Annotated in this window: 27 protein-coding genes; 10 read left to right on the top strand and 17 right to left on the bottom strand. The window is 70.9% G+C overall.

The genetic code is table 11. The features are described from left to right. Window positions 1-125 precede the first annotated feature (125 nt). Genes BM424_RS14265 through BM424_RS14250 form a run of 4 tightly spaced genes read right to left on the bottom strand, consistent with a single transcriptional unit; the run spans window position 126 to window position 5,148 of the window. Window positions 126-356 (bottom strand): formate dehydrogenase subunit delta, encoded by a 231-nt coding sequence (locus BM424_RS14265; RefSeq protein ID WP_217649706.1) that lies wholly within the window; start codon window positions 354-356, stop codon window positions 126-128. Continuing rightward, entirely contained in the window at window positions 353-3,160 is a 2,808-nt protein-coding gene (gene fdhF, locus BM424_RS14260) for a formate dehydrogenase subunit alpha (protein ID WP_093417513.1), read from the bottom strand. The genes BM424_RS14265 and fdhF overlap by 4 nt, the downstream gene beginning before the upstream one ends. 3 nt (window positions 3,161-3,163) lie before the next feature. Then, window positions 3,164-4,693 carry a formate dehydrogenase beta subunit gene (locus BM424_RS14255; RefSeq protein ID WP_093417510.1) on the bottom strand — a complete coding sequence of 510 codons (1,530 nt, stop codon included), beginning with the start codon at window positions 4,691-4,693 and terminating at the stop codon, window positions 3,164-3,166. Next, entirely contained in the window at window positions 4,690-5,148 is a 459-nt protein-coding gene (locus BM424_RS14250) for an NAD(P)H-dependent oxidoreductase subunit E (protein WP_093418227.1), read from the bottom strand. The genes BM424_RS14255 and BM424_RS14250 overlap by 4 nt, the downstream gene beginning before the upstream one ends. A 443-nt stretch (window positions 5,149-5,591) precedes the next feature. Between BM424_RS14250 and pqqA (BM424_RS29875) the strand changes: the two genes are divergently transcribed. Both pqqA (BM424_RS29875) and BM424_RS14240 read left to right on the top strand, forming a co-directional pair. Continuing rightward, window positions 5,592-5,672 carry a pyrroloquinoline quinone precursor peptide PqqA gene (gene pqqA / locus BM424_RS29875; RefSeq protein WP_093417508.1) on the top strand — a complete coding sequence of 27 codons (81 nt, stop codon included), beginning with the start codon at window positions 5,592-5,594 and terminating at the stop codon, window positions 5,670-5,672. A gap of 156 nt (window positions 5,673-5,828) precedes the next feature. Then, window positions 5,829-6,158 carry a bifunctional 3-phenylpropionate/cinnamic acid dioxygenase ferredoxin subunit gene (locus BM424_RS14240; RefSeq protein WP_093417505.1) on the top strand — a complete coding sequence of 110 codons (330 nt, stop codon included), beginning with the start codon at window positions 5,829-5,831 and terminating at the stop codon, window positions 6,156-6,158. A gap of 247 nt (window positions 6,159-6,405) precedes the next feature. Here the strand turns inward: BM424_RS14240 and pqqE are convergent, their stop codons facing one another. The 6 genes from pqqE to BM424_RS14215 form a co-directional block, all read right to left on the bottom strand. Next, entirely contained in the window at window positions 6,406-7,500 is a 1,095-nt protein-coding gene (pqqE, locus tag BM424_RS14235; RefSeq protein WP_093417503.1) for a pyrroloquinoline quinone biosynthesis protein PqqE, read from the bottom strand. Next, window positions 7,497-7,760 carry a pyrroloquinoline quinone biosynthesis peptide chaperone PqqD gene (gene pqqD, locus BM424_RS14230; RefSeq protein ID WP_093417500.1) on the bottom strand — a complete coding sequence of 88 codons (264 nt, stop codon included), beginning with the start codon at window positions 7,758-7,760 and terminating at the stop codon, window positions 7,497-7,499. Before pqqD ends, pqqE begins: the two co-directional genes overlap by 4 nt. After that, on the bottom strand, window positions 7,760-8,455 hold the full coding sequence (pqqC, locus tag BM424_RS14225; RefSeq protein WP_093417498.1) for a pyrroloquinoline-quinone synthase PqqC: 696 nt from the start codon (window positions 8,453-8,455) through the stop codon (window positions 7,760-7,762). Before pqqC ends, pqqD begins: the two co-directional genes overlap by 1 nt. After that, window positions 8,452-9,345 carry a pyrroloquinoline quinone biosynthesis protein PqqB gene (gene pqqB, locus BM424_RS14220; protein ID WP_093417495.1) on the bottom strand — a complete coding sequence of 298 codons (894 nt, stop codon included), beginning with the start codon at window positions 9,343-9,345 and terminating at the stop codon, window positions 8,452-8,454. Before pqqB ends, pqqC begins: the two co-directional genes overlap by 4 nt. A gap of 9 nt (window positions 9,346-9,354) precedes the next feature. Continuing rightward, a complete protein-coding gene (gene pqqA / locus BM424_RS28410) occupies window positions 9,355-9,450 on the bottom strand; it encodes a pyrroloquinoline quinone precursor peptide PqqA (RefSeq protein ID WP_139274067.1) in 96 nt (31 codons plus the stop codon). 158 nt (window positions 9,451-9,608) lie between these two features. After that, window positions 9,609-11,030 carry a DNA-binding protein gene (locus BM424_RS14215; RefSeq protein ID WP_093417493.1) on the bottom strand — a complete coding sequence of 474 codons (1,422 nt, stop codon included), beginning with the start codon at window positions 11,028-11,030 and terminating at the stop codon, window positions 9,609-9,611. 281 nt (window positions 11,031-11,311) lie between these two features. Between BM424_RS14215 and BM424_RS14210 the strand changes: the two genes are divergently transcribed. From BM424_RS14210 to BM424_RS14180, 7 genes are all read left to right on the top strand, one after another. Beyond that, on the top strand, window positions 11,312-12,223 hold the full coding sequence (locus BM424_RS14210; RefSeq protein WP_093417490.1) for a LysR family transcriptional regulator: 912 nt from the start codon (window positions 11,312-11,314) through the stop codon (window positions 12,221-12,223). A gap of 663 nt (window positions 12,224-12,886) precedes the next feature. Continuing rightward, entirely contained in the window at window positions 12,887-13,861 is a 975-nt protein-coding gene (locus BM424_RS14205; RefSeq protein WP_093417488.1) for a Gfo/Idh/MocA family oxidoreductase, read from the top strand. Continuing rightward, window positions 13,858-14,736: a sugar phosphate isomerase/epimerase family protein gene (locus BM424_RS14200; RefSeq protein WP_245775852.1), complete on the top strand. Its 879-nt coding sequence runs from the start codon at window positions 13,858-13,860 to the stop codon at window positions 14,734-14,736. Before BM424_RS14205 ends, BM424_RS14200 begins: the two co-directional genes overlap by 4 nt. Next, on the top strand, window positions 14,733-15,734 hold the full coding sequence (locus BM424_RS14195; protein ID WP_093417485.1) for a sugar ABC transporter substrate-binding protein: 1,002 nt from the start codon (window positions 14,733-14,735) through the stop codon (window positions 15,732-15,734). Before BM424_RS14200 ends, BM424_RS14195 begins: the two co-directional genes overlap by 4 nt. 2 nt (window positions 15,735-15,736) lie before the next feature. Continuing rightward, window positions 15,737-16,729 carry an ABC transporter permease gene (locus BM424_RS14190; RefSeq protein WP_245775851.1) on the top strand — a complete coding sequence of 331 codons (993 nt, stop codon included), beginning with the start codon at window positions 15,737-15,739 and terminating at the stop codon, window positions 16,727-16,729. Between the two features lie 3 nt (window positions 16,730-16,732). Continuing rightward, window positions 16,733-17,494, top strand: coding sequence for an ATP-binding cassette domain-containing protein (locus tag BM424_RS14185; protein WP_093417482.1), 762 nt, complete (start codon window positions 16,733-16,735; stop codon window positions 17,492-17,494). Window positions 17,495-17,589: 95 nt separating this feature from the next. Beyond that, window positions 17,590-18,399 (top strand): SDR family oxidoreductase, encoded by an 810-nt coding sequence (locus BM424_RS14180; RefSeq protein WP_245775850.1) that lies wholly within the window; start codon window positions 17,590-17,592, stop codon window positions 18,397-18,399. Between the two features lie 152 nt (window positions 18,400-18,551). Here BM424_RS14180 and BM424_RS29195 read toward each other — a convergent pair whose 3' ends face one another. After that, complete coding sequence (locus BM424_RS29195; protein WP_093417477.1) at window positions 18,552-19,541, bottom strand: thermonuclease family protein; 990 nt, start codon at window positions 19,539-19,541, stop codon at window positions 18,552-18,554. A 405-nt stretch (window positions 19,542-19,946) separates the two neighbouring features. Between BM424_RS29195 and BM424_RS14170 the strand changes: the two genes are divergently transcribed. Continuing rightward, window positions 19,947-20,936: a LacI family DNA-binding transcriptional regulator gene (locus BM424_RS14170; RefSeq protein WP_245775849.1), complete on the top strand. Its 990-nt coding sequence runs from the start codon at window positions 19,947-19,949 to the stop codon at window positions 20,934-20,936. A 14-nt stretch (window positions 20,937-20,950) separates the two neighbouring features. On the opposite strand, the gene BM424_RS14165 is transcribed toward BM424_RS14170, so the two are convergent. From BM424_RS14165 to BM424_RS14140, 6 genes are all read right to left on the bottom strand, one after another. Then, complete coding sequence (locus tag BM424_RS14165; RefSeq protein ID WP_217649704.1) at window positions 20,951-21,592, bottom strand: VC0807 family protein; 642 nt, start codon at window positions 21,590-21,592, stop codon at window positions 20,951-20,953. Next, the gene (locus BM424_RS14160; protein WP_093417475.1) at window positions 21,589-22,194 is read right to left on the bottom strand and encodes a TetR/AcrR family transcriptional regulator; all 606 of its coding nucleotides are present in this window, start codon (window positions 22,192-22,194) and stop codon (window positions 21,589-21,591) included. The genes BM424_RS14165 and BM424_RS14160 overlap by 4 nt, the downstream gene beginning before the upstream one ends. Before the next feature lie 79 nt (window positions 22,195-22,273). After that, window positions 22,274-22,999, bottom strand: a complete 726-nt coding sequence (locus BM424_RS14155; RefSeq protein WP_093417471.1) for an HpcH/HpaI aldolase family protein — start codon at window positions 22,997-22,999, stop codon at window positions 22,274-22,276. Then, window positions 22,996-23,754, bottom strand: a complete 759-nt coding sequence (locus BM424_RS14150; RefSeq protein ID WP_093417469.1) for an SDR family NAD(P)-dependent oxidoreductase — start codon at window positions 23,752-23,754, stop codon at window positions 22,996-22,998. Before BM424_RS14150 ends, BM424_RS14155 begins: the two co-directional genes overlap by 4 nt. After that, entirely contained in the window at window positions 23,751-24,419 is a 669-nt protein-coding gene (locus BM424_RS14145; RefSeq protein WP_245775848.1) for an alpha/beta fold hydrolase, read from the bottom strand. Before BM424_RS14145 ends, BM424_RS14150 begins: the two co-directional genes overlap by 4 nt. Continuing rightward, window positions 24,416-25,552, bottom strand: a complete 1,137-nt coding sequence (locus tag BM424_RS14140) for a cupin domain-containing protein (RefSeq protein ID WP_093417466.1) — start codon at window positions 25,550-25,552, stop codon at window positions 24,416-24,418. The genes BM424_RS14145 and BM424_RS14140 overlap by 4 nt, the downstream gene beginning before the upstream one ends. Window positions 25,553-25,579: the final 27 nt, after the last annotated feature.

The following is a 25,579-nucleotide window of genomic DNA, read 5'->3' as shown; positions in this document are numbered from 1 at the left end:
CCCCACACCTACCCCCGCACCCCACGCCGAAAACCCCCTCCTCGGGTCAAATACCGCAGGTTTTGTCGGGTCAAAAACCGCAGGTTTTGACCGGTCGAATACCGCAGGTTTTGACCCGAGGAGGGCTAGGAGGTGGCGTGGGTGTTGCGGAGGAGGCGGGCCGCGGCGAGGGCGAGGGGATCGAGGTCCTGGGGCGGGGCGTCGACGAGGTGGTCGAGCTCGGACTTCATCCGGGGGTCCCAGAACATCCTGATGTGGTCGGCCACCTCCTGCGCCGCTTGGCGCGCTGGGAGGTGGGCGAACTGGATGGCGATGTCGTTGGCCATCCGGACCTGCGGCGAGACGTCGGTGCTCACTCGCTCATCACCGCCTCCCGCTGCTCGGCCCCGGCCTGCTCCTGGCTCGCCTCGCGGGCGACCTGCACGGCGGTCACCTTGTACTCCGGGCAGTTGGTGGCCCAGTCGGAGTTCTCCGTGGTCACCACGTTCGCCCCGGTCACCGGGTGGTGGAAGGTCGTGTACACCACGCCCACCGGCATCCGGTCGGAGACCTTCGCGCGCAGCGACGTCGTGCCCACCCGGCTCGACAGGTTCACCACGTCACCGGTGGAGATGCCGCGGTCCTCCGCGTCGTGCGGGTGGATCTCCAGCACGTCCTCCGGGTGCCAGGCGACGTTGGCGGTGCGCCGGGTCTGCGCGCCGACGTTGTACTGCGACAGGATCCGGCCCGTGGTGAGCACCAGCGGGTAGCGGCGGGTGCTGCGCTCGCGGGTCGCCACGAACGGGGTGAGCACGAACTTCCCCTTGCCGCGCACGAACTCCTCGGCGTGCATGATCGGCGTGCCTTCCGGCGCCTTGTCGTTGCACGGCCACTGGACGCTGCCGAGCTCGTCCAGCTTGGCGAACGACACGCCCGCGAAAGTCGGTGTCACGGACGCGATCTCGTCCATGATCTCGCGCGGGTGGTCGTAGTGCATGGGATAGCCCATCGCCTGGGCGATCTCGCAGGCCACCTGCCACTCGTCCTTGCCGGGCTTGGGCACCATCACCGGGCGGACCCGGTTGATCCGCCGCTCGGCGTTGGTGAACGTGCCGTCCTTCTCCAGGAACGAGGTGCCCGGCAGGAACACGTGCGCGAACTTGCTGGTCTCGTTGAGGAACAGGTCCTGCACGACCACCAGCTCCATCGCCGACAGAGCCGCCTGCACGTGCCGGGTGTTGGGGTCGGACTGGGCGATGTCCTCGCCCTGCACGAACAACCCGTGGAAGCTGCCGTCGACCGCGGCGTCGAACATGTTCGGGATCCGCAACCCCGGTTCGGCGAGAATCGGCCGCTCCCAAAGCTTCTCGAACACCTCGCGGACCGCGTCGTCGGCGACGTGCCGGTAGCCGGACAGCTCGTGCGGGAACGAGCCCATGTCGCACGAGCCCTGCACGTTGTTCTGCCCGCGCAGCGGGTTCACGCCCACCCCGTCGCGACCGATGTTGCCGGTCGCCATCGCGAGGTTGGCCATGCCCATCACCATCGTCGAGCCCTGGCTGTGCTCAGTGACGCCCAGGCCGTAGTAGATCGCGCCGTTGCCGCCGGTGGCGTAGAGCCGCGCGGCCTCGCGGACCTGCTCGGCGGGCACGCCGGTGATCGACTCCACGGACTCGGGGCTGTTCTCCGGCCGGGCGATGAACTCCGCCCACTCCTCGAAGCCCTCGCAGCGCGACGCCACGAACGACGAATCGGTCAGGCCCTCGGTCACCACCACGTGCGCCAGCGCGTTGACCATCGCCACGTTGGTGCCCGGCGAGAGCTGCAGGTGGTGGGAGGCCTCGACGTGCGGGCTGCGCACCAGGTCGATGCGGCGCGGGTCGACGACGACGAGCTTGGCGCCCTCCCGCAGCCGGCGCTTCATCCGCGAGGCGAACACCGGGTGCCCGTCGGTCGGGTTCGCCCCGATCACCACGATCACGTCGGCAGCGGCCACCGACCGGAAGTCCTGGGTCCCGGCCGAGGTCCCGAAGGTCTGCTTGAGCCCGTAGCCGGTCGGCGAGTGGCACACCCGCGCGCAGGTGTCGACGTTGTTGTTGCCGAACGCCGCCCGCACCATCTTCTGCACCGCGTAGACCTCCTCGTTGGTGCAGCGCGAGGAGGTGATACCGCCGATGCTGTTGGCGCCGTGCCGGGCCTGGATGTCGCGGAACCGCTCGGCCACGTAGGAGATCGCGGTGTCCCAATCGGTTTCGCGCCACTCGTCGGTGATGCTCTCCCGGATCATCGGGCTGAGCCTGCGGTCCGGGTGAGTGGCGTAGCCGAACGCGAAGCGGCCCTTGACGCAGGAGTGGCCCTCGTTGGCGCCGCCGTCCTTGTAGGGCACCATGCGCACCAGCTCGTCACCGCGCAGCTCGGCCTTGAACGAGCAGCCCACCCCGCAGTAGGCGCAGGTCGTGAGCACCGAGCGGGTCGGCATGCCGAGGTCGACCACCGACTTCTCCTGCAAGGTGGCCGTCGGGCACGCCTGCACGCACGCGCCGCACGACACGCAGTCGGACTCCAGGAAAGGATCCCCTTGCCCGGCCACGACTTTCGAGTCGAACCCGCGGCCGTCGATGGTCAGCGCGAAGGTGCCCTGCACCTCGTCGCAGGCGCGCACGCAGCGGGAGCACACGATGCACTTGGAGGCGTCGAAGTCGAAGTACGGGTTGGAGGTGTCCTTCGGCGCGTCGAGGTGGTTCTCCCCCTCGTAGCCGTAGCGGACCTGGCGCAGCCCGACCACGCCGGACATGTCCTGCAGCTCGCAGTCGCCGTTGGCCGAGCAGGTCAGGCAGTCCAGCGGGTGGTCGGAGATGTAGAGCTCCATGACGCCCTGGCGCAGCTTCTCCAGCCGCGGCGTCTGGGTGCTGACCTTCATGCCCTCGGCCACCGGCGTGGTGCAGGAGGCCGGGGTGCCCTTGCGGCCGTCGATCTCCACCAGGCACAACCGGCACGAGCCGAACGCCTCCAGGCTGTCGGTGGCGCACAGCTTGGGGATGTCGGTGCCGGACTCGGCGGCGGCGCGCATCACCGACGTGCCCTCGGGCACGGTGACCGGCACGCCGTCGATCTCGACGGTGACGGTGGCCTCCCCCGCCCGGGCCGGGGTGCCGAAGTCGGGTTCCTTCAACAGGCCCATCGCCTACTTCGCCTCCTTCAGGAAGTCCTCGGGGAAGTGCTCCAGCGCGCTGCGCACCGGGTTCGGGGTGAGCCCGCCCATCGCGCACAGCGACCCGTCGGTCATCAGCTCGCAGAGGTCGTTGAGCACGGCGAGGTTGCCGTCGCGGTCCTGCCCGCCGACGATCCGGTCGACGGTCTCCACCCCGCGCACCGCGCCGACCCGGCACGGGGTGCACTTGCCGCAGGACTCCTCCGCGCAGAACTCGAACGCGAAGCGCGCCATCGCCGCCATGTCGGTGGTGTCGTCGAAGACCGTGATGCCGCCGTGGCCCAGCATCGCCTGCGCCTCGCCCAGCGCCTCGTAGTCCATCGGCAGGCCGAACCGCTCGGGCGGCACGTAGGAGCCGAGCGGACCGCCGATCTGCACCGCGCGCACCGGCCGCCCGGACGGGGTGCCGCCGCCGTAGCCGTTGACCAGCTCGTCGATGGTGATGCCGAAAGCGGTCTCGAACACGCCGCCGCGCGCGACGTTGCCCGCCAGCTGGAACACCTGGGTGCCGCGCGAGCGCTCCACGCCCAGCTCGGCGTAGGCCTGGCCGCCGTCGGCGAGGATCGCCGGGACGCTGGCCAGGGTGAGCACGTTGTTGACGACGGTGGGTTTGCCGAACAGGCCGGTGACGGCCGGGATCGGCGGTTTGGCGCGCACCATGCCGCGCTTGCCCTCCAGGCTCTCCAGCATGGAGGTCTCCTCGCCGCAGATGTAGGCACCGGCGCCGACCCGCACGAACAGGTCGAAGCGCAGGTCCGAGCCGAGGATTGCCTCGCCGAGCCAGCCCGCCGCGTAGGCCGCGTCGATGGCCCGCCGCAGCGCGCGCACCGCGTCGGGGTACTCGGAGCGGACGTAGACGTAGCCCTCGGTGGCGCCGACGGCGTGGGCGGCGATGGTCATGCCCTCGATGAGGCAGAACGGGTCGCCCTCCATGAGCATCCGGTCGGCGAAGGTGCCCGAGTCGCCCTCGTCGGCGTTGCAGCAGATGAACTTGTCGGGGCCGTCGGCCTGCAGCACGGTGTTCCACTTGATCCCGGCCGGGAACCCGGCGCCGCCGCGCCCGCGCAGGCCGGAGGCGGTGACCTCCTCGACGACCTCGGACGGCTTCTTGGCCAGCGCCGCGCGGAGACCGCGCATCCCGCCGTGCGCCTCGTAGTCCGATGTGGACAGCGGGTCGGTGATGCCGACGCGGGCGAAGCACAGCCGCTGCTGGTCGCGCATCCACGGCAGCTCGTCGACCACGCCCTGGCGCAGCTCGTGCTCGGCGCCGCGCAGCATCCCGGCGTCGATCAGCTCCGGGACGCGCCCCGGGGTGACCGGGCCGTAGCCGACGCGGCCCCGCTCGGTGTCGACCTCGACCAGCGGTTCGAGCCAGAGCATCCCCCGGGAACCGTTGCGCACCAGTCGGATCGGCTCGTCGGCGGCGCGCTGGATGGCCGCGGCGACCTCGTTCGCGCCGACCGAGACGGCGGCGGAGTCCTGCGGGACGTGCACGGTGATCATGCGCTGCCCTCCGCGAGGATCTCGACGAGCCGGCTGCGATCCACCCGGCCGTGCAGGCATCCGTTGATCTGCGCGGACGGTCCGAGCGCGCAGTTGCCCAGGCAGAACACCTGGTCGAGGGTGACCGAGCGGTCCGGGGTCGTCTGGCCGATCTTGACGCCGAAGACCTGCTCGGCGTCGGCGACCAGCCGCTCGGCGCCGACCGACTGGCAGGCCTCGGCGCGGCAGATCTTGATCGTGGTGGCGCCGGCGGGTTCGGAGCGGAAGTCGGTGTAGAACGAGATGACCCCGTGGACGTCGGCCCGCGAGAGGTTGAGCTCCTCGGCCAGGATCGGCACCGCCTGCGGATCGATCCAGCCGAACTCCTCCTGGAGGTGGTGCAAGATGGGCAGCAGCGCCCCGCGTTCGCCCCGGTGCGCTTCGACCACGCCGCGCACCCGTTCCGCTCTCGTCATCTGCGTCTCCACTCCGTTGTAGATTGGGTCCACGGTCGCGCCGCCGGACGCGGAGTTCAACGCACGCTCGTTTATGCAGCGATAAGCGCGGAGTATCGCTGTGCACCGACCGTCACCGAATTCGTGCCATCTTCGCTGGACAGGGGCATTTTCCGGACTTTTCCCGGGCCGCCGCGGCGCATTTCGCGAACGCTGCGAGACCGGGCGCGACCAGCGTTTTCACCCATCTGCGTCAATCCTTGATCATTTCTTCCCGGGTGCCGCTGGTTGGGCCTCCCGCGCCGTTCGTCCGGGGTTGCCGCGCACTCGTCCCGTTCGCCTTGCCGGGTGTTTCCGGGGGCGCCTAACTTCGATTCCGACGGTGAATCGGGGAATTGCCGTCAACCCCGATTCCCGCCGCCGGAAAGCGAACTCCGGCGGACCGCGAAACCCGAGGAGATGCGATGACCTGGGAAACCCCTGACTACACCGTGATCGACGTCTGCGCTGAGGTCACCGGCTACTTCTACCGGTCCGAGGACTGATCGATCGCTCCCACCACGGCTAGCCCGGTGCCGCGAGGCCCGGCCCTCCGCTGGTCGACGACCCCGGTTTTCGCGCGACGAAAACCGGGGTTTTCGGGCTCGGGGCGGCCCTGCGGCACCGACATCCCCGGAGTCCGGTGAAAGGGAGTGGCGTCGATGCCCCCGGCCACGCATCGAGTCCGAGCCTGCGCGACCCACGAGCTGCCGCCCGGCACCGTGCGGCGCCTGCGCACCATGCCCCCGGTGGCGGTGTTCAACGTCGCCGGCCGCCTCTACGCCATCGACGACGTCTGCTCGCACGCCTACGCGATCCTCAGCGAAGGCCACTTCGACGGGACGTCGCTGGAATGCCCGATGCACATGTCCCGCTTCGACGTCCGCAACGGCGAACCGCTGTGCCCGCCGGCGACCGAGCCACTGCGCACCCACCAGGTGGAGGTCACCGGCAACGAGATCGTCGTCCACGTCGAGGTCGGCAACGGCTGAGGGACGGTTCTCAGCCAGAAACACCTGGGATTTCACCCCCGGCCCCCTCGACTCGGGACAGTTTTCATGAAAACTGCACCACCCCTGAGGGGAACGGTGATGATGAGACCCCTTCTCCCGTCAGGACGGGGGAAGTTTTCATGAAAACTTCGCGGTGTTCGGGACGGGACAGTTTTCATGAAAACTGTCCCGTCCCCAGCACCGCACACCCCGGACACCCCGGTGCCGGGGTGCGGTCGCGTGGGGCTCAGCGGGTCGAGGTCGTGACCCGGCGGTAGACCGGGTCCGGCGTCGTGGTCCGCGGCGCGTTGGCCTTGTCCACCGCGTCCTCGACGAGGTGGTGGTCCGGCGAGTAGGTGCAGACCGGGTCCGTGCGGGAGGCGTCGCCGGTGAGCGCGAACGCCTGGCAGCGGCAGCCGCCGAAGTCGATCTCCTTGCGGGAGCAGGACCTGCACGGCTCCGGCATCCAGCCGGTGCCCCGGAACGCCTCGAACGCAGGGGATTTCGCCCAGATCCAGTAAAGCGAGCGCTCCCTCGCCGACGGGAACTCCAGGGTGTCGATGTCGGCGGCGACCGGGCACGGGTACACCCCGCCGTCCGGCGCGACGGTCAGCGCCGTGGCGGCCCACCCGCCCATGCAGGGCTTCGGGAACGGCTCGTAGTAGTCCGGCAGGATCCACAGCAGTTCCATCGTCCCGGCCAGCTCGGCCTTGCGACGGCGGTAGACCTGCTCGGCGGCCGCCAGCTGCTCGCGGCTGGGCAGCAGCACGTCCCGGTTGAGCAGGCCCCAGCCGTAGTACTGCGTGTTGGCCAGCTCCAGCCGCTCGGCGCCCCACTCGCGGCAGACGTCGATGATCGCGTCCAGCCGGTCGAGGTTGAGCCGGTGCAGCACGACGTTCATGTTCAACGGCAGCCCGGCGTCGGCGATGATCCGCGCCGCCTCCCGCTTCTTGTCGAACCGCTTGGTCGCCGCGACCAGCTCGCTGGCCTCGGCGTTCTCGCCCTGCACGCTGAGCTGCACGCTGTTGAGCCCGGCGGCCACCAGCGACCGCGCGCGCTGCTCGGTGAACCCGAGGCCGCTGGTGATCAGGTTGGTGTAGAGCTCGCAGCCGCGCGCCTCGGTGATGAGCTCGGCCAGGTCGGGGCGCAGCAGCGGCTCGCCGCCGGAGAAGTGCACCTGCACGACACCGAGGTCGGCGGCCTCGCGGATCACCCGCAGCCAGTCCTCGGTGCTCATCTCCCGCTCACGCGCCTGCAGCTCCAGCGGGTTCGAGCAGTACAGGCAGTGCAGCGGGCACCGGTGGGTGAGCTCGGCGAGGAGCCCGTAGGGCGCGGAGGTCATGCCATCACCCACCCCTGGTCGCGGGCGTCGCGCAGGAACGTCAGCACGTCGTCGGTGATCCCGGTGGTGCCGAACTGCTCCTCCAGCACCTCGACGATCTCGCGCACCGTCCGGTCGCCGTCGCACAGCCGCAGGATCGCCGAGCTCGACGCGTTGAGCTCGACGACGCGTTCCGGCAGCAGCAGCAGGTCGGCGTCGCGGACCTTGTCGTGCTTGAGCATCGCCTTGGTCACCAGTCGGGGTCTGCTCTCGGGTTCCATCACCGGTCCTTGCCGTAGGCGAGCTGCACCGCATCGAGCAGGGTCCACAGCACGTCGCACTTGAACTCCAGCGCGCGCAGGCACGCTTCCTGCTTCTCGCGGGTGTCGGCGTGGGTGAGCACGAGGCCGAGCAGGTGCTCGATGTCAGCGGGCTGCTGGGTCAACCGGGTCCGGAAGTACTCCAGGCCGCGCGAGTCCAGCCACGGGTAGTGCTTCTCGACGTCGACGATGCGGCGGCTGAGCAGGTCGGGCGCGAACAGCTCGGTCATCGCCGAGGCGACCGCCTCCAGCCAGGGCTTGTGCCGGCAGAAGTCGACGTAGGCGTCGACGGCGAAGCGCACCCCGGGCAGCACGGTGCGGACGTCGTGCAGCTCCTCGCGGGACAGCCCGACCGCGGCGCCGAGCCGCACCCAGCGCTCGATCCCGCCTTCGGTGTCGGCGGTGCCGTCGTGGTCGGTGATGCGCTTGATCCACCGGCGCCGCTGCGCTCCGTCGGGGAGCTTGGTGAGGATGAACGCGTCCTTGATCGGCAGGTTGATCTGGTAGTAGAACCGGTTGCGCACCCAGCCGCGGAACTCCTCCTCGGTGAGGTCTCCGGCGTGCATCCGCTGGTTGAACGGGTGCAGGTGGTGGTAGCGCGCCTCGCCCACCGCCCGCAGCTCGGCCTCGAACTCCTCCGACGACCAGGGCCTCATAGTTCGACCTCCAGACCCGCACGTCCCACCTCGATGCCCTGCGCCGCGAGTTCAGCTCGCTCGGCGGAGTCCGGGTCGAGGATGGGGTTGGTGTTGTTGACGTGGACGTAGATCTTGCGGCGGGCGGGCAGCGCGGCCAGCCGGCGCGCCGATCCGTCCGGGCCGCTGATGGGCATGTGGCCCATGGACCTGCCGGGGCGGTCCCCGGTGCCCTGGCGGGCCATCTCGTCGTCGGTCCAGAACGTCCCGTCGACGAACACGCACTCGGCGTCGGCGACCTGCTCGGCGAAGTGCTCGTCCCACCGCGGCACGCCCGGCGCGTACACGGCGGTGCCGCCGCTGACCGGGTCGTGCAGCACGTAACCGGTCTCCCACTCGCCGGGTCCGGCGAGGCGGCCGACGTAGCGCGGCGGTTTGCTGCCGGTCGCGAAGGCCGTCACCCGGAGCCGTTCGTCGAGGTCGACGGGCTTGCCGACGTGGAGGGTCTCCCACCGGAAGTCGGCGTAGTCGGCGACCAGGTCGCGCACCGGGAAGTGGTCGGTGAGCGCCGCGAGCACCGGTGCCGTGCCGCGCACCTCGAGGGCCGAGCCCTCGCGGAGCACCAGCAGTCCGATGGTGTGGTCGAACTCGGCGTCGGTGAGCAGCACGCCGGCGACCGGTGTGTCCCGCACCCCGGGTCCGGGGTGCAGCCGGGGGTCGGCGGCGATCTGGTGGTGCACGTCGGGAGTGGCGTTGAGCAGGTACCAGCGGTCGCCCGTGCCGGACACCGCCAGGCCCGCGTGCGCCGAAGCGCGCTCCGGTGCTGTGCGGGCCTTACGGCATCCGGCGCAGGCGCAGTTCCACTGCGGGTACCCGCCACCTGCCGCGACTCCCAGGCAGTGGATGAGCACGATCGACCGTCAGCCCTGGTGGTGGTAGCCGGTGACTTCGGCGCAGACGTCGATCACGGTGTAGGCAGGGGTCTCCCAGGTCATGAATGCCTCCTCGCAGTTCACGTGTTCGGGCAGTTCACAGCCTCGGCGATCGGTCGTCGCGGTGACAACCGATCGCCGACCGGCGGCGTGGAACCGCCCACGAGCGGCACCGCGGGGACTACGAGCGGTGCGGTTCGAGCTTGCGCGTGATCGCCCGCTCCGGCAGCGCGTGCCGCTCGTCAAACGCCCAAGAGGCGACGGATTTCCGGCGCGTGACGCCGGGAGACGGGGACCGTTTCGGGCACCCGGGGGTCGGTGACGAGGAACAGCTCGCCCTTGGTGCCGCGCTCGACCTCGGCGACCCGGCGGAGGTTGACCAGGAACCGGCGGTGCACGCGGCGGAACCCGTGGCGGGTCAGCGCCTGGTCGACGTGGTCCAGTCCCCTGGTGGCGGCCAGGATCCGGCCGCGGTCGGTGCTGAGCCACACGGTGTTGCGGTCGGCCTCGGCGTAGCGGATCTCCGACGGGGCCAGCAGCACCAGGCGGTCGTTGCGTATCCCGATGACCCGCGGGGGCATCGGCACCGCGGCGCCCTCTCCCGCGCGCCCGTACGGTTCGCCCTCTTGGAGACCGAAGGCGCAGAGCATCCCGACGACGCGGTTGGCCTCGGTGATGGGCCGCAGCGTCGCGGGCATGGTTCCTTCGGCGGCGACGCCGAGCTGGGCGTAGCCGCTCCACTGTGGATTCTGCGCGGCGCGGCTCGCGGCCCAGCGCACCACGTCGTCGAGCTCGGGGATCTCGGGGCAGGAGCGCTCGCCGGGTTCCAGCGCGCCGCGCGAGGCCGGGGCGTCGCCCGGCAGGCGCAGCATGGCCAGGGCCGCGGCGTTGGCGGCGATGATCTTGCCGCCGCGGTCCAGGGCGACCAGCGGGCCGGTGGAGTCGGTGCGCTCCTGCTTGAAGGCGGCGACCGCGCGCCGGGCCTCGCCGACGGCTCTGCGGTGGATCTCCTGCTCGATGCCGGCCGCGGCGGTGCGCAGCCAGGTCGGGACCTGCTCGGAGAGCGTCGCGCCCCACCGGGAGATGTTGATCGAGGCGATGGCCGATCCGGTGACGACGTCGCGGATGGCGATGCCCGCGCAGTCCCACTGGTGCAGCCCCTCGCACCAGTGCTCGGGTCCGGTGACCGTCACCGGGCCCGCGACCTCGAAGGACGTGCCCATCCCGTTGGTGCCGGTGGCCTTCTCCGACCACGACGACCAGGGCGCCATGTTCGACATCTCGGCGCGGCGCCGGGTCGACGGGTCGCCCCAGGTGCCGAGGATGCGCCCGGTGCCGTCGGTGACCGCCACGACCCCGCCGTCGAGCTCGACGTCGCGGCCCGCCAGTGCTCCCAGCCCGCCGAGCTGGGTGAAGATGACGTCGTTGTCCGGTCCGTGGTCGTGGTGGCCGGGGGCCGGTGGTGCGGCGTCCAGTCCCGGGTCCACTTCGTACTGATCTCGGCAGCGGTACCAGGAGGCGAGGATCTCGGGGCGCACCGACGCGGTGACGTCGTCACCGGTGGCGAAGGCCTCCCAGGCCTTGGCGACGGCGGAGGTGGAGGTCAGCGCATCTCCGCCGGGCGTGCTCGGTGCGATTTCCAGCGGCGGGACCAAGCCGGCCATCACGACCTCCTCGTCGTCGTCCAGACATGCGCCACCGCCCACTGGGCGTGACCCCGATCACGCTAAGGGGTCGCCATACGTGGAAGCAAGAGCGGCCATCCACTTGGTCCAGTGACCAGGCGTGCAATTGATCTCGTTGCACACCAAGGAAAACCGTCCGTTCGGGTAGTTGCGGAGTCCGAACGGGCAGACCGCGCATCCGCTTCGGGCGATCACCGCGCGCAACCCCGCCCCACCAGCGGGCCGGGCCTCGCGTTCGTGCGCGGGACTAGCATGCCCGCATGCTGCTGCGGCAACTGGAATACCTGACCACCCTCGCGCGCGAGAAGCACTTCGCCCGCGCCGCGAAGGCCTGCTACATCTCGCAACCCGCGATGTCGGCGGCGATCCGCAAGCTCGAAGCCGAGCTGCACGTCCAGATCATCCAGCGCGGCAACCGCTTCATCGGGTTCACCCCCGAGGGAGAGCGGATCCTCAAGTGGGCCTACCGCATCCTCGCCGAGCGCGACGCGCTGGTCGAGGACGTCGGGGCGATGCGGGAAGGGCTCAGCGGCCGGCTGCGGATGGGCTGCATCCCCACGGCGCTGTGCGTGGTGCCGATCCTGACGTCGCTGCTGTGCCAGGACCAGCCCCGGGTGCGGGTGCAGGTGAGCTCGATGACCTCCATCGAGATCCAGCGGGGGCTGTCGCAGTACGGGCTCGACGTCGGGGTCACCTACATCGACAACGAGCCGCTGACCGGCGTCCGCACGGTCCCGCTCTACCACGAGCGCTACCTGCTGCTGGCCGCCGAGGACGACCTCGAGGAGCGCGACAGCGCGACCTGGGCGGAGGCGGCCGAGCTGCCGCTGTGCCTGCTGTCGGAGGACATGCAGAACCGGCGCATCCTCAACTCGGTCTTCGAGCAGGCCCAGGCCCGGCCCCAGCCCGCGGTCGAGACCAACTCGATCAGCGCCCTCTACGCCCACGTCCGCGAGGGCCCGTGGGCCACGGTCCTCCCCCACTCCTGGCTGCTGCGCTTCGGCGTCCCCGAGGGCATGCGCGCGGTCCCCCTCAAGGACCCCGAGATCAGCAAGACCATCGGCCTCGTCCTCCACGACAGGGACCCCGAACCCATCCTCGCCAAGGCCTTCGTCGACACAGCCCGCACAGTCGACCTCGACGAACTCCTCACCGCCACCACCCCCACCTGACACCCCACCCCAACCCCAGCGACAGCAACGCCACAGCGGGCATCCTCCCGGGCAGAGGACAGTTTTTGCCACAACTGTCCGGACATTTCGGGCACCACCCCGCGACAGTTTTCACTAAAACTGCCCCCTACCCACCACCACAGGCCAAATACCGGAGGTTTCGACCGGTCAAAAACCGCGGTATTCGACCGGTCAAATACCGCAGTTTTTGACCCCGGGAGCCGCCGGGACGACGCTCGCGGACTTCCGCTAGACGACCTTCGTCGGAACGTGGGCCTCCGCACGGATCAGGGAGAGGTGAGCGCGCGGGCCAGGGCGGGCCAGACCGTTCAGCTCCCCTTGCGACGCGCGAGACCCCCGTTCCGGTAGGCATTTTCCGGGCGCATGGGCGTCGGCGGGTTCGGTCGGACCTGGGGTGGCTGGGAGTTGGTGTTGGTTCAGCTTTACTGGATGGGATCGTGTTGCGTCAAGGGTTTGTCCTGACATTCTTACCTGGTGGAGCAAGGGTGGCGGACCGTGGGTCCACTGTGGACCCAACGCTGCGGAAGCGGTTCGCGCGTCCGGGTCTTGACATCGTTGTGATGCGCCGCACAGCATTGATCGGCACCAGGGATTGATCGACACCAAGGCACTCCCTCCGGAGGAATCGAGGACCTCGCCGCGATGAAGATCGGAGTAGCCGGGGTCGGCCGGATCGGCTCCATGCACGCCACGAACCTCGCCGCGCTCGACGACGTCGACCAACTGCTTCTCTTCGACCCGGCGCCCGGCAGAGCCGAGGCCGCCGCCCGCGAGATCGGCGCCACCGCCGTGACCACAGTGGACGATCTGCTCGCCGCCGACGGCGTGCTCGTCGCCACCCCGACCGACACGCACGCTGCGATGGTGCGCGCCGCGCTGTCCGCCGGAACCCCGGTGCTGTGCGAGAAACCGCTGGCCCCAGACCTGTCCACGATGTCGGCGCTGGTCGAGGAGATCGAGCGCTCGGGAGTGCCGGTGCTGGTGGGCTTCCAGCGCCGGTTCGACCCCGACACCGCCGAGGTGCACCGCCGGATGCGCGACGGCAGCGCCGGGTCGGCGTACCTGGTGCGCGCGGTGTGCCACGATCACCTGCCGCCGCCCAAGGAGTTCATCGCGACCTCCGGCGGGCTGTTCCGCGACTGCCTGATCCACGACCTCGACGCCGTGCCGTGGCTGCTCGGCGAACCGGTCGCCGAGGTCTACGCGTCCGGATCGGTGCTGGTCGACGAGTCGTTCCGGGAGGCCGGGGACGTCGACAACGCGGTGGTGTCGCTGCGCTTCGCCGGGGGCGCGCACGCGCTGCTGTCGGCCGCGCGGCACGACCCGGTGGGCTACGACTGCCGCCTGGAGGTCTTCGCCTCGCGGGACACCCTCACCGTCGGGTTCGACGAGCGCGCCCCGCTCAGCACCGTCCGAGGCGGCCCCGACGAGCCGTGGACGTCGTTCACCGAGCGCTACCACGACGCCTACGTGCGGGAGGCCCGCGTGTTCCTCGACGTCATCGCCGGAAAGGCCGAGAACCCCTCCCCCGCAAGGGAAGCGCTGGTCAGCCTGCGGCTGGCCGAGGCGTGCGAGGAATCGCTGCGCGCCGGGAAGCCGGTGGGGGTGGGCGCGTGAGCTTCAAGGTCGCCGCCGCGCCGATCTCCTGGGGCGTGAGCGAAGTGCCCGGCTGGGGGCGGATTCTCGAACCCGACTGCGTCCTGTCCGAGATGGCGGGGCTGGGCGTCTACGCCACCGAGCTCGGCCCGCCCGGCTACCTGCCGGATCCGCCGACGATCGTCGGCAGGCACGGGTTGGAGCTGGTCGGCGGCTTCCTCGCGATCCCCCTGCACGACCCCGGAACCGCCGAAGCCGGCATCGCCGAGGCCACCGCGACGGCGCGCAAGATCGCGCGCGGCGGCGGGGAGATCGTGGTGCTCGCGGCCGCCACCGGGCTCGACGGCTACGACCGGCGCCCCGACCTCGACGACGCGCAGTGGGCGACGCTGGTCGAGACCTGCCACCGCGTCGGCGAGGTCGTGCGCGCCGAGGGGCTGCGCGTCGCGCTGCACCCGCACGTCGGCACCCACGTCGAGACCGAGGACGAGGTGGAGCGGTTCCTGGCCGACTCGACGATGCCGTTGTGCCTGGACACCGGGCACCTGCTGGTCGGCGGGACCGATCCGGTCGCGCTCGCCGAGCGGCATCCCGCGCGCATCGGGCACCTGCACCTCAAGGACGTCCGCGCCGACCTGGCCGCCGAGGTCCGCTCCGGCCGGCTCGGGTTCGCCGAGGCCGTCGCCGCCGGGCTGTTCGTGCCGCTCGGCGACGGCGACGTCGACACCGAGGCGATGGTCCGCGCGGTGCACGCCGCCGGGTATCGCGGCTGGTACGTGCTGGAGCAGGACATCGCGCTGGGCCCGGACTCCCCCGACGGCGCACCCAGGCGCGACACCGCGCGCAGCCTGGTCCACCTGGACCAGATCTTCTCCCGCATCCAGGAAGGCCGATGATCCCCTCACGCAGACCCGCAACGGCGCGGGTGCTGCCGGTGCTCCTGATCGGAGCGCTGGCGCTGGCCGGGTGCGCCGGCCCCAAGGCGTCCGGTCCGCTGCCGGGCGCGCACGAGCGGGTCGTCTCCCGCGACGGGCCACCGCGGGTCGCGGTGATCAGCCACAGCACGCCCGGCGACGCGTTCTGGAACGTCGTGCAGAACGGGGCCGAGCAGGCCGGGCGCGACCTGGGCGTCGAGGTCCAGTACCAGGCCGATCCCGACCCCGGCAACCAGGCGAAGCTGGTGGACAACGCGATCGCCCAGGGCGCCGACGGGCTGGTGGTGTCGCTGGGCAGCCCGGAGGCCCTGCGGAGCTCGGTGACCCGGGCGGTCGCCGCGGGCATCCCGGTGATCACCATCAACGCCGGTGAGGAGGTCAGCGCCGCCTTCGGCGCGCTCACCCACGTCGGGCAGAGCGAGACCGTCGCCGGTCAGGCCGCCGGGCAGCGGTTCTCCCGGGCGGGCAAGCACGAGCTGCTGTGCGTGATCCACCAGGCCGGGGTGGAGACGCTCAACCAGCGCTGCCGCGGCGCGCGGGAGGGCTTCACCGCGGGCCGGGTGGTGGATCTGCAGGTCGACATCAACAACCCGACCGACGCCCAGTCGCGGATCCGGGGCGCGTTGCAGTCCGATCCGGGGATCGACGGCGTGCTCACGCTCAACCCGCAGGTCGCGGCGAACGCGGTCAACGCCGTGCGGGAATCGGGGTCGAAGGCAGCGGTGTCGACGTTCGACCTCAACGGCGACGTGGTGGCCTCGATCCGAGCCGGGGAGCTGCTGTTCGCCGTCGACCAGCAGCAGTACGAGCAGGGATACCTGCCGGTGGTGTACCTGAAGTTGTTCTGGGACAACGCCAATACCGTGGGCGGCGGCAAACCCGTCTACACCGGACCCGGTTTCGTCGACAGGTCCAATGTGGACGTCGTCGGCGAGTACGCGCGACGCGGAACGAGGTAGCCGTGCTCTCACGCTTGTCGTCCCGTCCCGAGCTGGGCGCGGTGGTCGGTGCGATCGCCGTGTTCGCGTTCTTCTCGCTGATCACCGACGAGTTCCTGTCGCCGCTGGGCGTGGCGACCTGGCTGGACGACTCGGCGACGCTGGGCATCATGGCCGTCGGCGTGGCGGTGCTCATGATCGGCGGCGAGTTCGACCTCTCCGCCGGCGTCATGACCGCCTCCACCGCACTGGTCACGGCGATCGCGTCCACCGAGCTCGGCTGGAGCGTCTGGGCCGGGCTGGCGCTGTCGCTGCTGTTCGCGCTGGTCGTGGGCGCGTTCAACGGGTTGCTGGTGATGCGCACCGGGCTGCCCAGCTTCATCGTCACGCTCGGCACGTTCTTCGCGCTGCAGGGCCTCAACCTCGGCGTGACGCGGCTGGTCACCGGGACCGTGCAGGTGTCGGGCATCCGCTCGGCGCCCGGTTACGAATCCGCCGGGTTCGTCTTCGCCTCCACGGTGGACGTCGGCGGGACGCCGTTCCCGATCTCGATCGCGTGGTGGGCCGGGGCGGCACTGGTTGCCTCGCTGGTGCTGCTGCGGACCCGGTTCGGCAACTGGATCTTCGCCGTCGGCGGGTCGGCCACCAGCGCCCGCGCGGTCGGCGTTCCGGTGCTGGGCACCAAGGTCGGGCTGTTCATGACCACCGCGCTGTGCGGCTGGCTGGTCGGCTCGATCAACATCCTGCGGTTCACCACCGTGCAGGCCAACCAGGGCGTGGGCCTGGAGTTCCAGTTCATCATCGCCGCGGTGATCGGCGGGTGCCTGCTCACCGGCGGCTTCGGCTCGGCGATCGGGGCCGCGGTCGGCGCGCTGATCTTCGGCATGGTGCGGCAGGGAATCGTGTTCGCGCGCTGGGACAACGACTGGTTCTTCCTGTTCCTGGGCGTGCTGCTGCTGGCCGCCGTGCTGGTCAACAACTCCTTCCGCCGCCGCGCGGAACGGCAACGGAGGTAGCCGATGACTCCGCTCCTGCAGGCGCGCGGCCTCGGCAAGGACTACGGCAGCGTCACCGCCCTCCGGGACGTCTCGACGGTGGTCAACGCCGGCGAGGTCACCTGCGTGCTCGGCGACAACGGCGCGGGCAAGTCGACGCTGATCAAGATCCTGGCGGGCGCGCACCGGCACGACGCCGGGGAGCTGCTGTTCGAGGGCTCGCCGGTGCGGTTCGGCTCGCCGCGCGAGGCCCTGGACCGCGGGATCGCCACGGTGTTCCAGGACCTGGCGGTGGTGCCGCTGATGAGCGTCTGGCGCAACTTCTTCCTCGGCTCCGAGCCCGGCCGGTGGGGCCTGATCGACCGCAGGCGGGCTCGCGAGACCACCCGCGCGGCGCTGGCCGAGATGGGCATCGAGCTCCGCGACGTCGAGCAACCGGTGGGCACGCTCTCCGGCGGCGAGCGGCAGTGCGTGGCGATCGCGCGCGCGGTGCACTTCGGGGCGAAGGTGCTCATCCTCGACGAGCCGACCGCCGCGCTGGGCGTCAAGCAGGCCGGGATCGTGCTCAAGCACGTGGCCCGCGCCCGCGATCGCGGCCTGGGCGTCGTGCTGATCACCCACAACCCGCACCACGCCTACCCGGTCGGCGACCGGTTCCTGCTGCTCAAGCGCGGGCGCAGCCTCGGCAGCCACGAGAAGGCCGACATCACCGTCGACCACCTCACCCACCAGATGGCCGGCGGGGCCGAACTCGACACCCTCACCCGCGAACTCGACCCGGACTGACCCTGGCCAACCCGCCGACCGACCCGCTAGCCTACCAAGCACTTGCTTGTCCCGATTTCCACGGAAATCGGGGTCCACGAGGTGAGGAGGCGGGTGTGGCGACGTTGCCCATGTTCCGGCTGGACGGCCGGGTGGCGTTGGTGTCCGGGGCCGGGCGCGGGATCGGGGCCGCGACGGCGTTGGGCCTGGCGGAGGCCGGGGCCGACGTGGCGGTGCTGTCGCGCACCCCCGAGCAGATCGAGTCCGTGGTGAAGCAGGCCCGCGAGCTCGGACGGCGGGCCGTGGCGATCCCGACCGACGCCGGGGACCCGGACGCGGTCTCGGCGGCGGTCGCCCGGGCCGCCGACGAGCTCGGCAGGCTGGACGTGGTGGTGAGCGTGACCGGCGGGTCGATGCCGCGGCCGTTCACCGACACCCACGACGAGGCGCTGCGGAAGTCCTTCGAGAACAACGTGGTGCACGGCGTCCGGCTGGTGCGCGAGGCCGTGCCGCACCTGGCCCGGTCGGACTCGGCGAGCGTGGTGATGGTCTCCAGCAGCACCGGTCATCTCGTCGGGCGCGGCTACCTCGCCTACGGCGCCGCCAAGGCGTCGCTGGACCACGCGGTCCGCATGATGGCCGCCGATCTCAACCCGAACATCCGCGTCAACGCGGTCGCCCCGGGCGCCATCCTCACCGAGGCGCTCGAGGTCGTCGCAGCGGACCCGACGATGAAGGCCACCCTGGAGGAGCACACCCCGCTGCGCCGCATCGGCACCCCCGAGGACGTCGCGGCGGCCATCCTCTACCTCGCCTCGCCCGCGTCGTCCTACGTCACGGGCCAGGTCCTCGCGGTCGACGGCGGCCTCGTCACCCCCAACATGCCCCTCCCCATCCCCGACGTCGAACCCCCCACCAACACCTGATCACTCCCACTCCCCCGGTCAAAAACCGCAGGTTTCGTCGGGTCAAAAACTGCGGTTTTCGTCGGGTCGAATACCGCGGTTTTTGACCGGTCGAATACCGCAGGTTTTGTCGGGGCGAATACCGGAGGTTTTGACCCGGGGGTGGGAGTGGGTCACTCGCAGGCGATTCCGTCGTCGTCTCTGTCAAGTTTGGACGAGTAGCCGGTGTCGCCTCGGTGCAGCGGGGCGGCGCCTGCGGCGCGGGCCTGGGCGCAGTTGGCGTAGTAGGCGGGGAGGACGGGTCGGCCGGTGTCGGGGGCCGGGATCGGGGCCGGTTCGGGTGCCGGGGCGGGAACCGGGGCCGGAGCCGGAGCCGGGACGGCCTGGGCCGGTGGGTTGCAGCGCTCGTTCCAGAGGCCGCGGTGGGCGATCTTCGCGGTGGCCTCGGCCTGGACGAGTTCGGCGGTCAGGCCCTCGGCCAGGAACGACTGCGGGTAGAACTTCGCCGCGCCCTGCTGCAGAGCGACCGAGGAGTACTCGGCACCGTCGGGCAGGAACAGCGAGACCTCCGGGTCGTTGCTGCGCCCGCTGCTCCAGCCGACGCCGAACACCGCGCGCACCGTCGTGCCGCGCAGCGTCCGCTCGGCGAACGAGCGGGCCTCGGCCTCCCAGCACTGCCCCGCCGACGGCGTCTGCAGCCCGGCGAGGCGCACGACCTGCGGTTCCCGGCCGGGCACCCGGATCAGCACGCGGTCGTCGTCGAGGACGTCGAGCACCAGCGCCTGATCCTGCGGTGGCGCGGGCGCGACGACGGGTTCGGGCGCGGCCACCGACGGCGGCGGCGAGCTCGGTTCCCGCAGCACCTGCGGCCCGGCCGGTTGCGCCCGCTCGGAGGGTTCGGACAACCCGCCGATCACCAGCAGCGCGAGCACGGCGCCGAGCGCGGACGCACCGGCGATCAGCGGCGCCCGCTTCGAGCCGCCCCGCCGGTACCAGTAGGCGCCGACGGCGGGCCAGAGCGTCAGCGGCCAGATCACCGCTGCGACCACCCCGGCCATCACCCACGGCCACGCGCGGCCCTGCCGGGCTCGCTGCTGCCACAGCAGCACGCTCATGACCACCGTCGCCACCATGCCGACCAGGTAGACGATCCCGAAGACCATCGGACTCCTCACTGCGCTCGGGTTCGGAGCACGATGATCCCTCACTCGATCGGGTGGCCGTGGCCGGTTCCGCCGGAACACCACCCCACCGGACCAACGCCGGCCCCCTCGGTGAGCCGGGGGCGCAGCTCGGGTGCGGACGTCACCAAGGGACAGTTTTAGTGAAAACTGTCCGGGCAAAACGGACATTGATCATGGGTGATTCGAGGAAAAACTGTCCCCTGGCGACGAACAGCCCGACCGCACCCGAGGCACGCACCTCCGGGACACCCCGCGGTTCGCGACGTCTGTCGTCGGTGCGGAACCGCTTCGTCATACGTATTCATGCGGAGGATGATGTTCCGGTTCAACGGCGATCACCCTGGAGTAGTATTCGTATGCAGCTCAGCCGAGAGGGGAAAGGCCTTGATCACCAGTCGCGACGTGGCTCGTCTGGCGGGAGTGTCGCAGCCGACGGTGTCGCGGGCGCTGCGCGGCGATCAGCGCGTTTCCGAGGCTACTAGGGAACGGGTCCAGCGCGCGGCCGATGCGCTCAACTACGTGCCGAGCGAGACCGGCCGCAGCCTGTCGACCCGGATGACCAAGCGCATCGGCGTGGTGGTCACCGACCTGACCAACCCGTTCTACCCGCACCTGATCGGCCCGCTGCACGACGAGCTGGAGCGGCACGGCTACCGGATGATGCTGTTCACCGAGCGCTCCGAGACCGCGGTGGCCAGCCAGCGGCTGCTGGACCGCTCGATCGACGGGGTCGTGCTGGCGACCGCGACCGTCGGGTCCCGGCTGCCCGACGATTTGCAGCGGCGCGAGCTGCCGTTCGTCTTCCTCAACCGCGAGGCCGGTGGTCAGCCCGCCGACGCCGCCGTGGTGGACAACGAGCTCGGCGGCAGGCTCGTCGCCCGCGAGCTGGCGCGGCTGGGACACCGCACCATCGCCCACATCGGCGGCCCGGCCGACACCACGACCGGCCGCGGCCGCGAGATGGGTTTCCGCCTCGGGCTGTCCGAGGCCGGCATCGGGTTGCCCGAAACCGCCGTGCGGCGCGGTCCTTTCGACTTCGACACCGGGTACCGGGCGCTGACCGAGATCCTGGACGACCCGCGGCCGCCGAGCGCGGTGTTCTGCGGCAACGACGTGATCGCGGTCGGCGCGTTCAACGCCGCCAAGGCGCGCGGCGTGCGCATCCCGGAGGACCTGACGCTGATCGGCTTCGACGACATCCCGATGGCGGCGTGGGAGGCCTTCGACCTCACCACCGTGCACTACGACCTCGCCGAGCTCGCCCAGGAGGCGGCGCGCCTGGTGGTGCAGCGCATCGAGTCCCGCGAGACCGAACCCCGCAGGACGCTGTTCACCCCGGAACTGGTCCTGCGAGGCACCCACGCCGCGCGCTGAGACGCGCACACCTCTCACACCGCTGAGATCGTCGTCCCGCTGAGCTTCAGCCCGGCGTTGCGGAGCATGCGCCGGCCGACGATGCGCTGGAACGCCAGCAGCAGGACGATCACGACGACCACCAGCACGTCGTCGAGCAGCGGGACCAGGTCGATCGGCAGCGTCAGCGCCATCACGACGCGCCCGGCCGAGTCGAGCAGGAACATCGCTCCCCAGAACGCGGTGCACGACCACAGCACGCGGCGGAAGGCCGGGTAGCGCTCCCAGTTGGCCGCCCACTCGGCCCTGCGCTGGTCGTCGAAGATCTCCACCGCCGCGCTGTAGAGCAGCGGCCTGCGGGCGAAGAGCGTTGCCAGCAGCAGGATTCCGAGCGCGGCGGTGCCCCACGCGGCGCGCACCAGCAGCAGTCGCGGCTCGCCGGTCACCAGCGACATGACGACGCTGAGCGCGACGGCGCCGAGCATGAACAGCGTCAGCCCGCTGACCCGCCGCTCGGTGAGGTAGGAGCGCGCGGCGCGGATCACCGGCACGATCGCGGCCAGCAGCAGCGACGTGGTCGGGGTGAGCCCGGCGATGCGCGCGAGGTAGTAGACCGCGACGGGTCCGAGCAGGTCGGGGCCGATCCGGCGCAGCAGCGGCCGCAGGCCGGCCTTCACGCCGCGGCTCCGGCGCGGACCGCGAGGTCGATGGCCGTGACGACTTCGCGCTGGTAGAGCTCCAGGTCGACGTCGGATCCGTCGCGGACGCGCTGCGCGGCGGCGTCGATGCTCGCGCGGATCAGCACCGCCATCGAGCGGGTGTCGAAGTCGCGGAACTCGCCGCTGCGCTGACCGTCGGCGAGGATCTCGGCCAGCCCGGTGACGCTGTGGTCCTGGCTGTCGACGCTGGTGTAGCCCTGGTCGTCGGCGGTGCGCAGGTGCGGGCCGATCTCGGTGAGCGCGGCGATCTCGGCCGGGTGCTCGCGCAGGAATCGCAGGTTGGACTCCAGGTAGGCGCGCAGCTTGCCGGCCATCGTCGGTTCGGCGTCGATGCGCGGCGTCATCTCCTCGGAGGCGGCGCCGAAGACCTCCAGCACGACCTGGCGGAGCAGGTCGTTCTTGTCGGCGAAGTGGTAGGAGATCAGGCGCGGGCTGCTCAGCCCGGCCTTCTCGGTGATCCGCGCGAAACTCGCCTTGCTGTAACCGACTTCGGCGATGGTCTCGATCGCGGCGCGCACGATCTGAGTCCGCCGGGCCTCGGTGGTGAAGCTGCGTGCCACGACCGGTCCCTCCCCAGGTTTTTATCTGACTGGATAAACACTACACCAGCCGGATAAATCCTGGGAAGGGACCGCGCGGTCAGCGAGCCAGCGTGCGCAGCAGCTGCACGAGGATGTGGGTCAGGTTGTAGAGCACCAGCCCCGGCGGGGCCTTCTCCCCCTGCTCGGCCGAGCCCACGATCGTCATCAGCGGCGCACCCCCGGCGGCCGAGACCACCTGCGACAACCGGGCCACGACCTCCGGGTCGGACGGGCCTTCGCGCCCCATCGCCACCGACAGGTCCGCCGGGCCCACCAGGATCGTGTCCACGCCGTCCACCGCGAGGATCTCGGCGGTGTTGTCGCAGGCCAGCGGTGTTTCCAGCATCGGGATCACCATCGTGGTCCGCTCGGCGGCGGCCAGGTGCTCGGCGATCGAGCGAGTGCCGAAGCGGCCCGCGCGGCTGTAGGTGGCGAAGCCGCGCTCGCCCAGCGGCGGGTAGTGCGCGGCGGCGACCACCTCGCGCGCCTGCTCGGGGGTGTCGACGTGCGGGACGATCACGCCCTGCGCACCCAGGTCGAGCACCCGCAGGATCAGCGCCGGCTCGTTCTCACCGACCCTGACCAGTACCGGGAGCCCGTGGGCGTCGGCGATCTGCAGGTGCTGCTGCAGGCTGAGCAGGTCGGCGGGACCGTGCTCGCAATCGATGACCGCGTAGTCGAGACCGGCCACCGCGGCCATCTCCAGGAGGCCCTCCGACGGCAGCCGCAGCAGCCCGCCGTGCAGCCGCTCCCCCGCCCGGACCCGTTGCTTCAAGCTCGTCATCGGCCCACCATTCCCGCCGACAGGTCGATGTCGGCTCCGCACATCCCGCGCATCTGCAGCATCGCCACCAGCGCCTGCCCGACTTCCTCCTCGGTCACCATCCGGTGCAGCAGCGCGCGGGAGACGAACTCCCGCTCCGCGGCTTCCTCGGTGATGCCGCTGCGCTCGGCCTCGAGGCGGAAGTTGCGCGTCATGCGCGGTCCTTCCACCGGCCCGGGCGACAGCGAGTTCACCGTCACCCCGCGCGGCCCGACCTCCCCGGCCAGCGTCGTGGTCAGGCCGATGACGGCCGTCTTCGACGCGCAGTAGGGAGTCCGGTTCAGCAGCGGCCGCTTGCCCGACACCGAGGCGACGTTGACGACGTCGCCGCTGCCGCGCTCCACCATCGGCGGCAGGAACGCGCGGCACATCAGGTAGACGCCGCGCACGTTGATGTCGAAGACCTCGTCCCACTCGCCGGGTTCGATCTCCAGCAGCGGTTTGACGGGTCCGGCGACCCCCGCGTTGTTGACCAGGATCGAGATCTCCTCGTCCGCCAGCTCCTCGGCCAGCGCCGACACCGAGGCGGGGTCGGAGACGTCGCAGGTCGCGGCCCGCCCGTCGAGACCGTCGAGGGTCTCCTCCAGCACCTCGCGCCTGCGGCCCACGGCCACGACCCGGGCTCCGGCGGCGGACAGCGCCCGGGACATCGCGCGCCCCAGGCCGTTCCCGCCACCGGTGACCAGGGCCGTGCGCCCGGTGAGCGGTGTGGTCATGCTTCTCCTCGTTCCAGTAGTCGCCGGATGAGCGCGCCCACCACGGCGGGTCGTTCCAGCGGGAGCAGGTGCCCGGCCCCGGAGAGCACGTGCAGCCTCCCCCGCGCGGCCCGGTTGACGATGTCCTCGTGAAACCCCGTGGGGCACAGCGCGTCCCGATCCCCGCACAGCACCCGGACGGGACCGGGGTAGGCGGCGACGGCGTCGTAGGCCGCGACGCGCGTGGCCTGCGCGGCCAGCTGGTCGCGGAAGACCTCCGGGCCGATCCGCTTCGCCATGCCCAGGAACCGCTCCCGCAGCGGGCTGCTCGGCTCGGCGAACATCGCGGGTCCGATCTCGGCCACGACCTCGTCGAAGTCGCCCGCTGCCTGACGTTCCCAGGCCGCGAGCTGCTCGGGCCGGGGCGCTCCGGCGTTGGTCGACAGGGCGCCGAACGCGCGCACCCGCTCCGGCGCCCGCCGCAGCACCTCGAACCCGACGATCGCGCCGAGACTCAGCCCCACCAGCGAGAACTCACCGTCCACCGAGGACAGGACCTGCTCTGCCATGCCGCCGATGGTGGGCTCGGTGATCTCGGCGTGCACCACCTCGCCCGGCAGCTCCGGCAGGTCCGACCACAGGTCGGCGTCGCAGAGCATGCCGGGCACCAGGACCGTCGGCGTCACTTGCCCACCGGTCGCGGGATGAGGTGGAACGGGGCCAGGTAGCCGTTGTGGTCGACGCCGACCCCGGCGTCCGCGGCGGCCTTGACGACCTCGTCGTCCCAGTCCAGCCGGACCCGGCCGTCACCGCTGTTGATGACCAGCATGCTGGCGGTGTCGTCGGAGGCGTTGCGGACCTTGCGCCAGGCACCGGCAGGCACCGAGAGCATGTCCCACGGCCCCAGCGTCACGGTGAGCTCCTCCTCGCGGTTGAGGGTCACCTCCCACTCGCCGTCGAAGACCATGAGCACCTGGGTCTCGGGGTGGCGGTGGGTGAGCATGCCCTCGCCCGGGGCCGCGCGCAGCCAGGAGATGTTGTGGCCGTGCGGGTTGTAGATGACCGGCTCCTGCAGCCGGTCCTCGGTCATGCCGAAGCCGATGACCTGCGCCAGCTCGGCCCCGCCACCCGGCAGCGCGGCGCCCAGCAGCGCTCGGGCCGACCACTCCAGGTCATCGGGGGTGGCGACGCGCTTGCGCATCTTCTCCACCGGGTAGGAGGTCAGGGCGGCGATGTCCTCGTCGCTCATCGGCCGCTTGAGCTCGGACTCCTCGGGCTTCTCGTCGCCGGCCACGGTGTCGATGAGCCGGTTGTCCTCGGTGAGGAACAGCCCGTGCCCCTCGGCCTCGCGCAGCACGCTGGGACCCCAGATGATGCCGCCGGTGTCGTCGTGCCCGAGGCAGGTGAACAACCAGCCGTCGTCCGGGCCGATGTTGGTGAAGCCGCGGTAGATCCAGGTCGGGATCGAGGCGATGTCGCCCTCCCGCAGCACCAGCTCGCCCTCCTGCCCGTCGGCACCCCAGCGCAGCAGGAACTCGCCCCGGAAGCAGATGAACACCTCGGCGGTGAAGTGCAGGTGCAGGTTGTTGACGATGCCGTGCGGCATCGCGGCGGCACCGATGTTGTAGCCGTGGGCTTCGCGCAGGTTGACCACCTGGTTCGCGCTCTGGGTCACCCCCGGCCCGATCATCGAGTAGTTCTCCTTGCGGTCGGAGCCCGGTGTGCGGCAGTCGATGAACGCCTGGTTGCACGAGACGAAGTCCGATCGCCGGATCGTCCGCCGCTCCAGCTCCTGCCGGGTCACCTCGACCTGAGACATCAGCACCTCCGTGTGAATACGTATGTA

The organism is Saccharopolyspora flava (assembly GCF_900116135.1).
GTDB lineage: Bacteria > Actinomycetota > Actinomycetes > Mycobacteriales > Pseudonocardiaceae > Saccharopolyspora > Saccharopolyspora flava.
The sequence above is the reverse complement of the archived record's forward strand: the minus strand, read 5'-3'. Positions and strand labels throughout refer to the sequence as shown.

Coding starts and splice junctions, on each gene's coding strand:
- BM424_RS14185 (WP_093417482.1), top strand. CDS start 16,733: ATGACTCCGCTCCTGCAGGCGCGCGGCCTCGGCAAGGACTACGGCAGC.
- pqqD (WP_093417500.1), bottom strand. CDS start 7,760: ATGGAACCCGAGAGCAGACCCCGACTGGTGACCAAGGCGATGCTCAAG.
- BM424_RS14205 (WP_093417488.1), top strand. CDS start 12,887: ATGAAGATCGGAGTAGCCGGGGTCGGCCGGATCGGCTCCATGCACGCC.
- pqqC (WP_093417498.1), bottom strand. CDS start 8,455: ATGAGGCCCTGGTCGTCGGAGGAGTTCGAGGCCGAGCTGCGGGCGGTG.
- BM424_RS14240 (WP_093417505.1), top strand. CDS start 5,829: ATGCCCCCGGCCACGCATCGAGTCCGAGCCTGCGCGACCCACGAGCTG.
- BM424_RS14210 (WP_093417490.1), top strand. CDS start 11,312: ATGCTGCTGCGGCAACTGGAATACCTGACCACCCTCGCGCGCGAGAAG.
- BM424_RS14255 (WP_093417510.1), bottom strand. CDS start 4,693: ATGATCACCGTGCACGTCCCGCAGGACTCCGCCGCCGTCTCGGTCGGC.
- BM424_RS29195 (WP_093417477.1), bottom strand. CDS start 19,541: ATGGTCTTCGGGATCGTCTACCTGGTCGGCATGGTGGCGACGGTGGTC.
- pqqA (WP_093417508.1), top strand. CDS start 5,592: ATGACCTGGGAAACCCCTGACTACACCGTGATCGACGTCTGCGCTGAG.
- BM424_RS14150 (WP_093417469.1), bottom strand. CDS start 23,754: ATGACCACACCGCTCACCGGGCGCACGGCCCTGGTCACCGGTGGCGGG.
- BM424_RS14155 (WP_093417471.1), bottom strand. CDS start 22,999: ATGACGAGCTTGAAGCAACGGGTCCGGGCGGGGGAGCGGCTGCACGGC.
- BM424_RS14215 (WP_093417493.1), bottom strand. CDS start 11,030: ATGGCCGGCTTGGTCCCGCCGCTGGAAATCGCACCGAGCACGCCCGGC.
- BM424_RS14250 (WP_093418227.1), bottom strand. CDS start 5,148: ATGACGAGAGCGGAACGGGTGCGCGGCGTGGTCGAAGCGCACCGGGGC.
- BM424_RS14140 (WP_093417466.1), bottom strand. CDS start 25,552: ATGTCTCAGGTCGAGGTGACCCGGCAGGAGCTGGAGCGGCGGACGATC.
- fdhF (WP_093417513.1), bottom strand. CDS start 3,160: ATGGGCCTGTTGAAGGAACCCGACTTCGGCACCCCGGCCCGGGCGGGG.
- BM424_RS14195 (WP_093417485.1), top strand. CDS start 14,733: ATGATCCCCTCACGCAGACCCGCAACGGCGCGGGTGCTGCCGGTGCTC.
- pqqE (WP_093417503.1), bottom strand. CDS start 7,500: ATGACCTCCGCGCCCTACGGGCTCCTCGCCGAGCTCACCCACCGGTGC.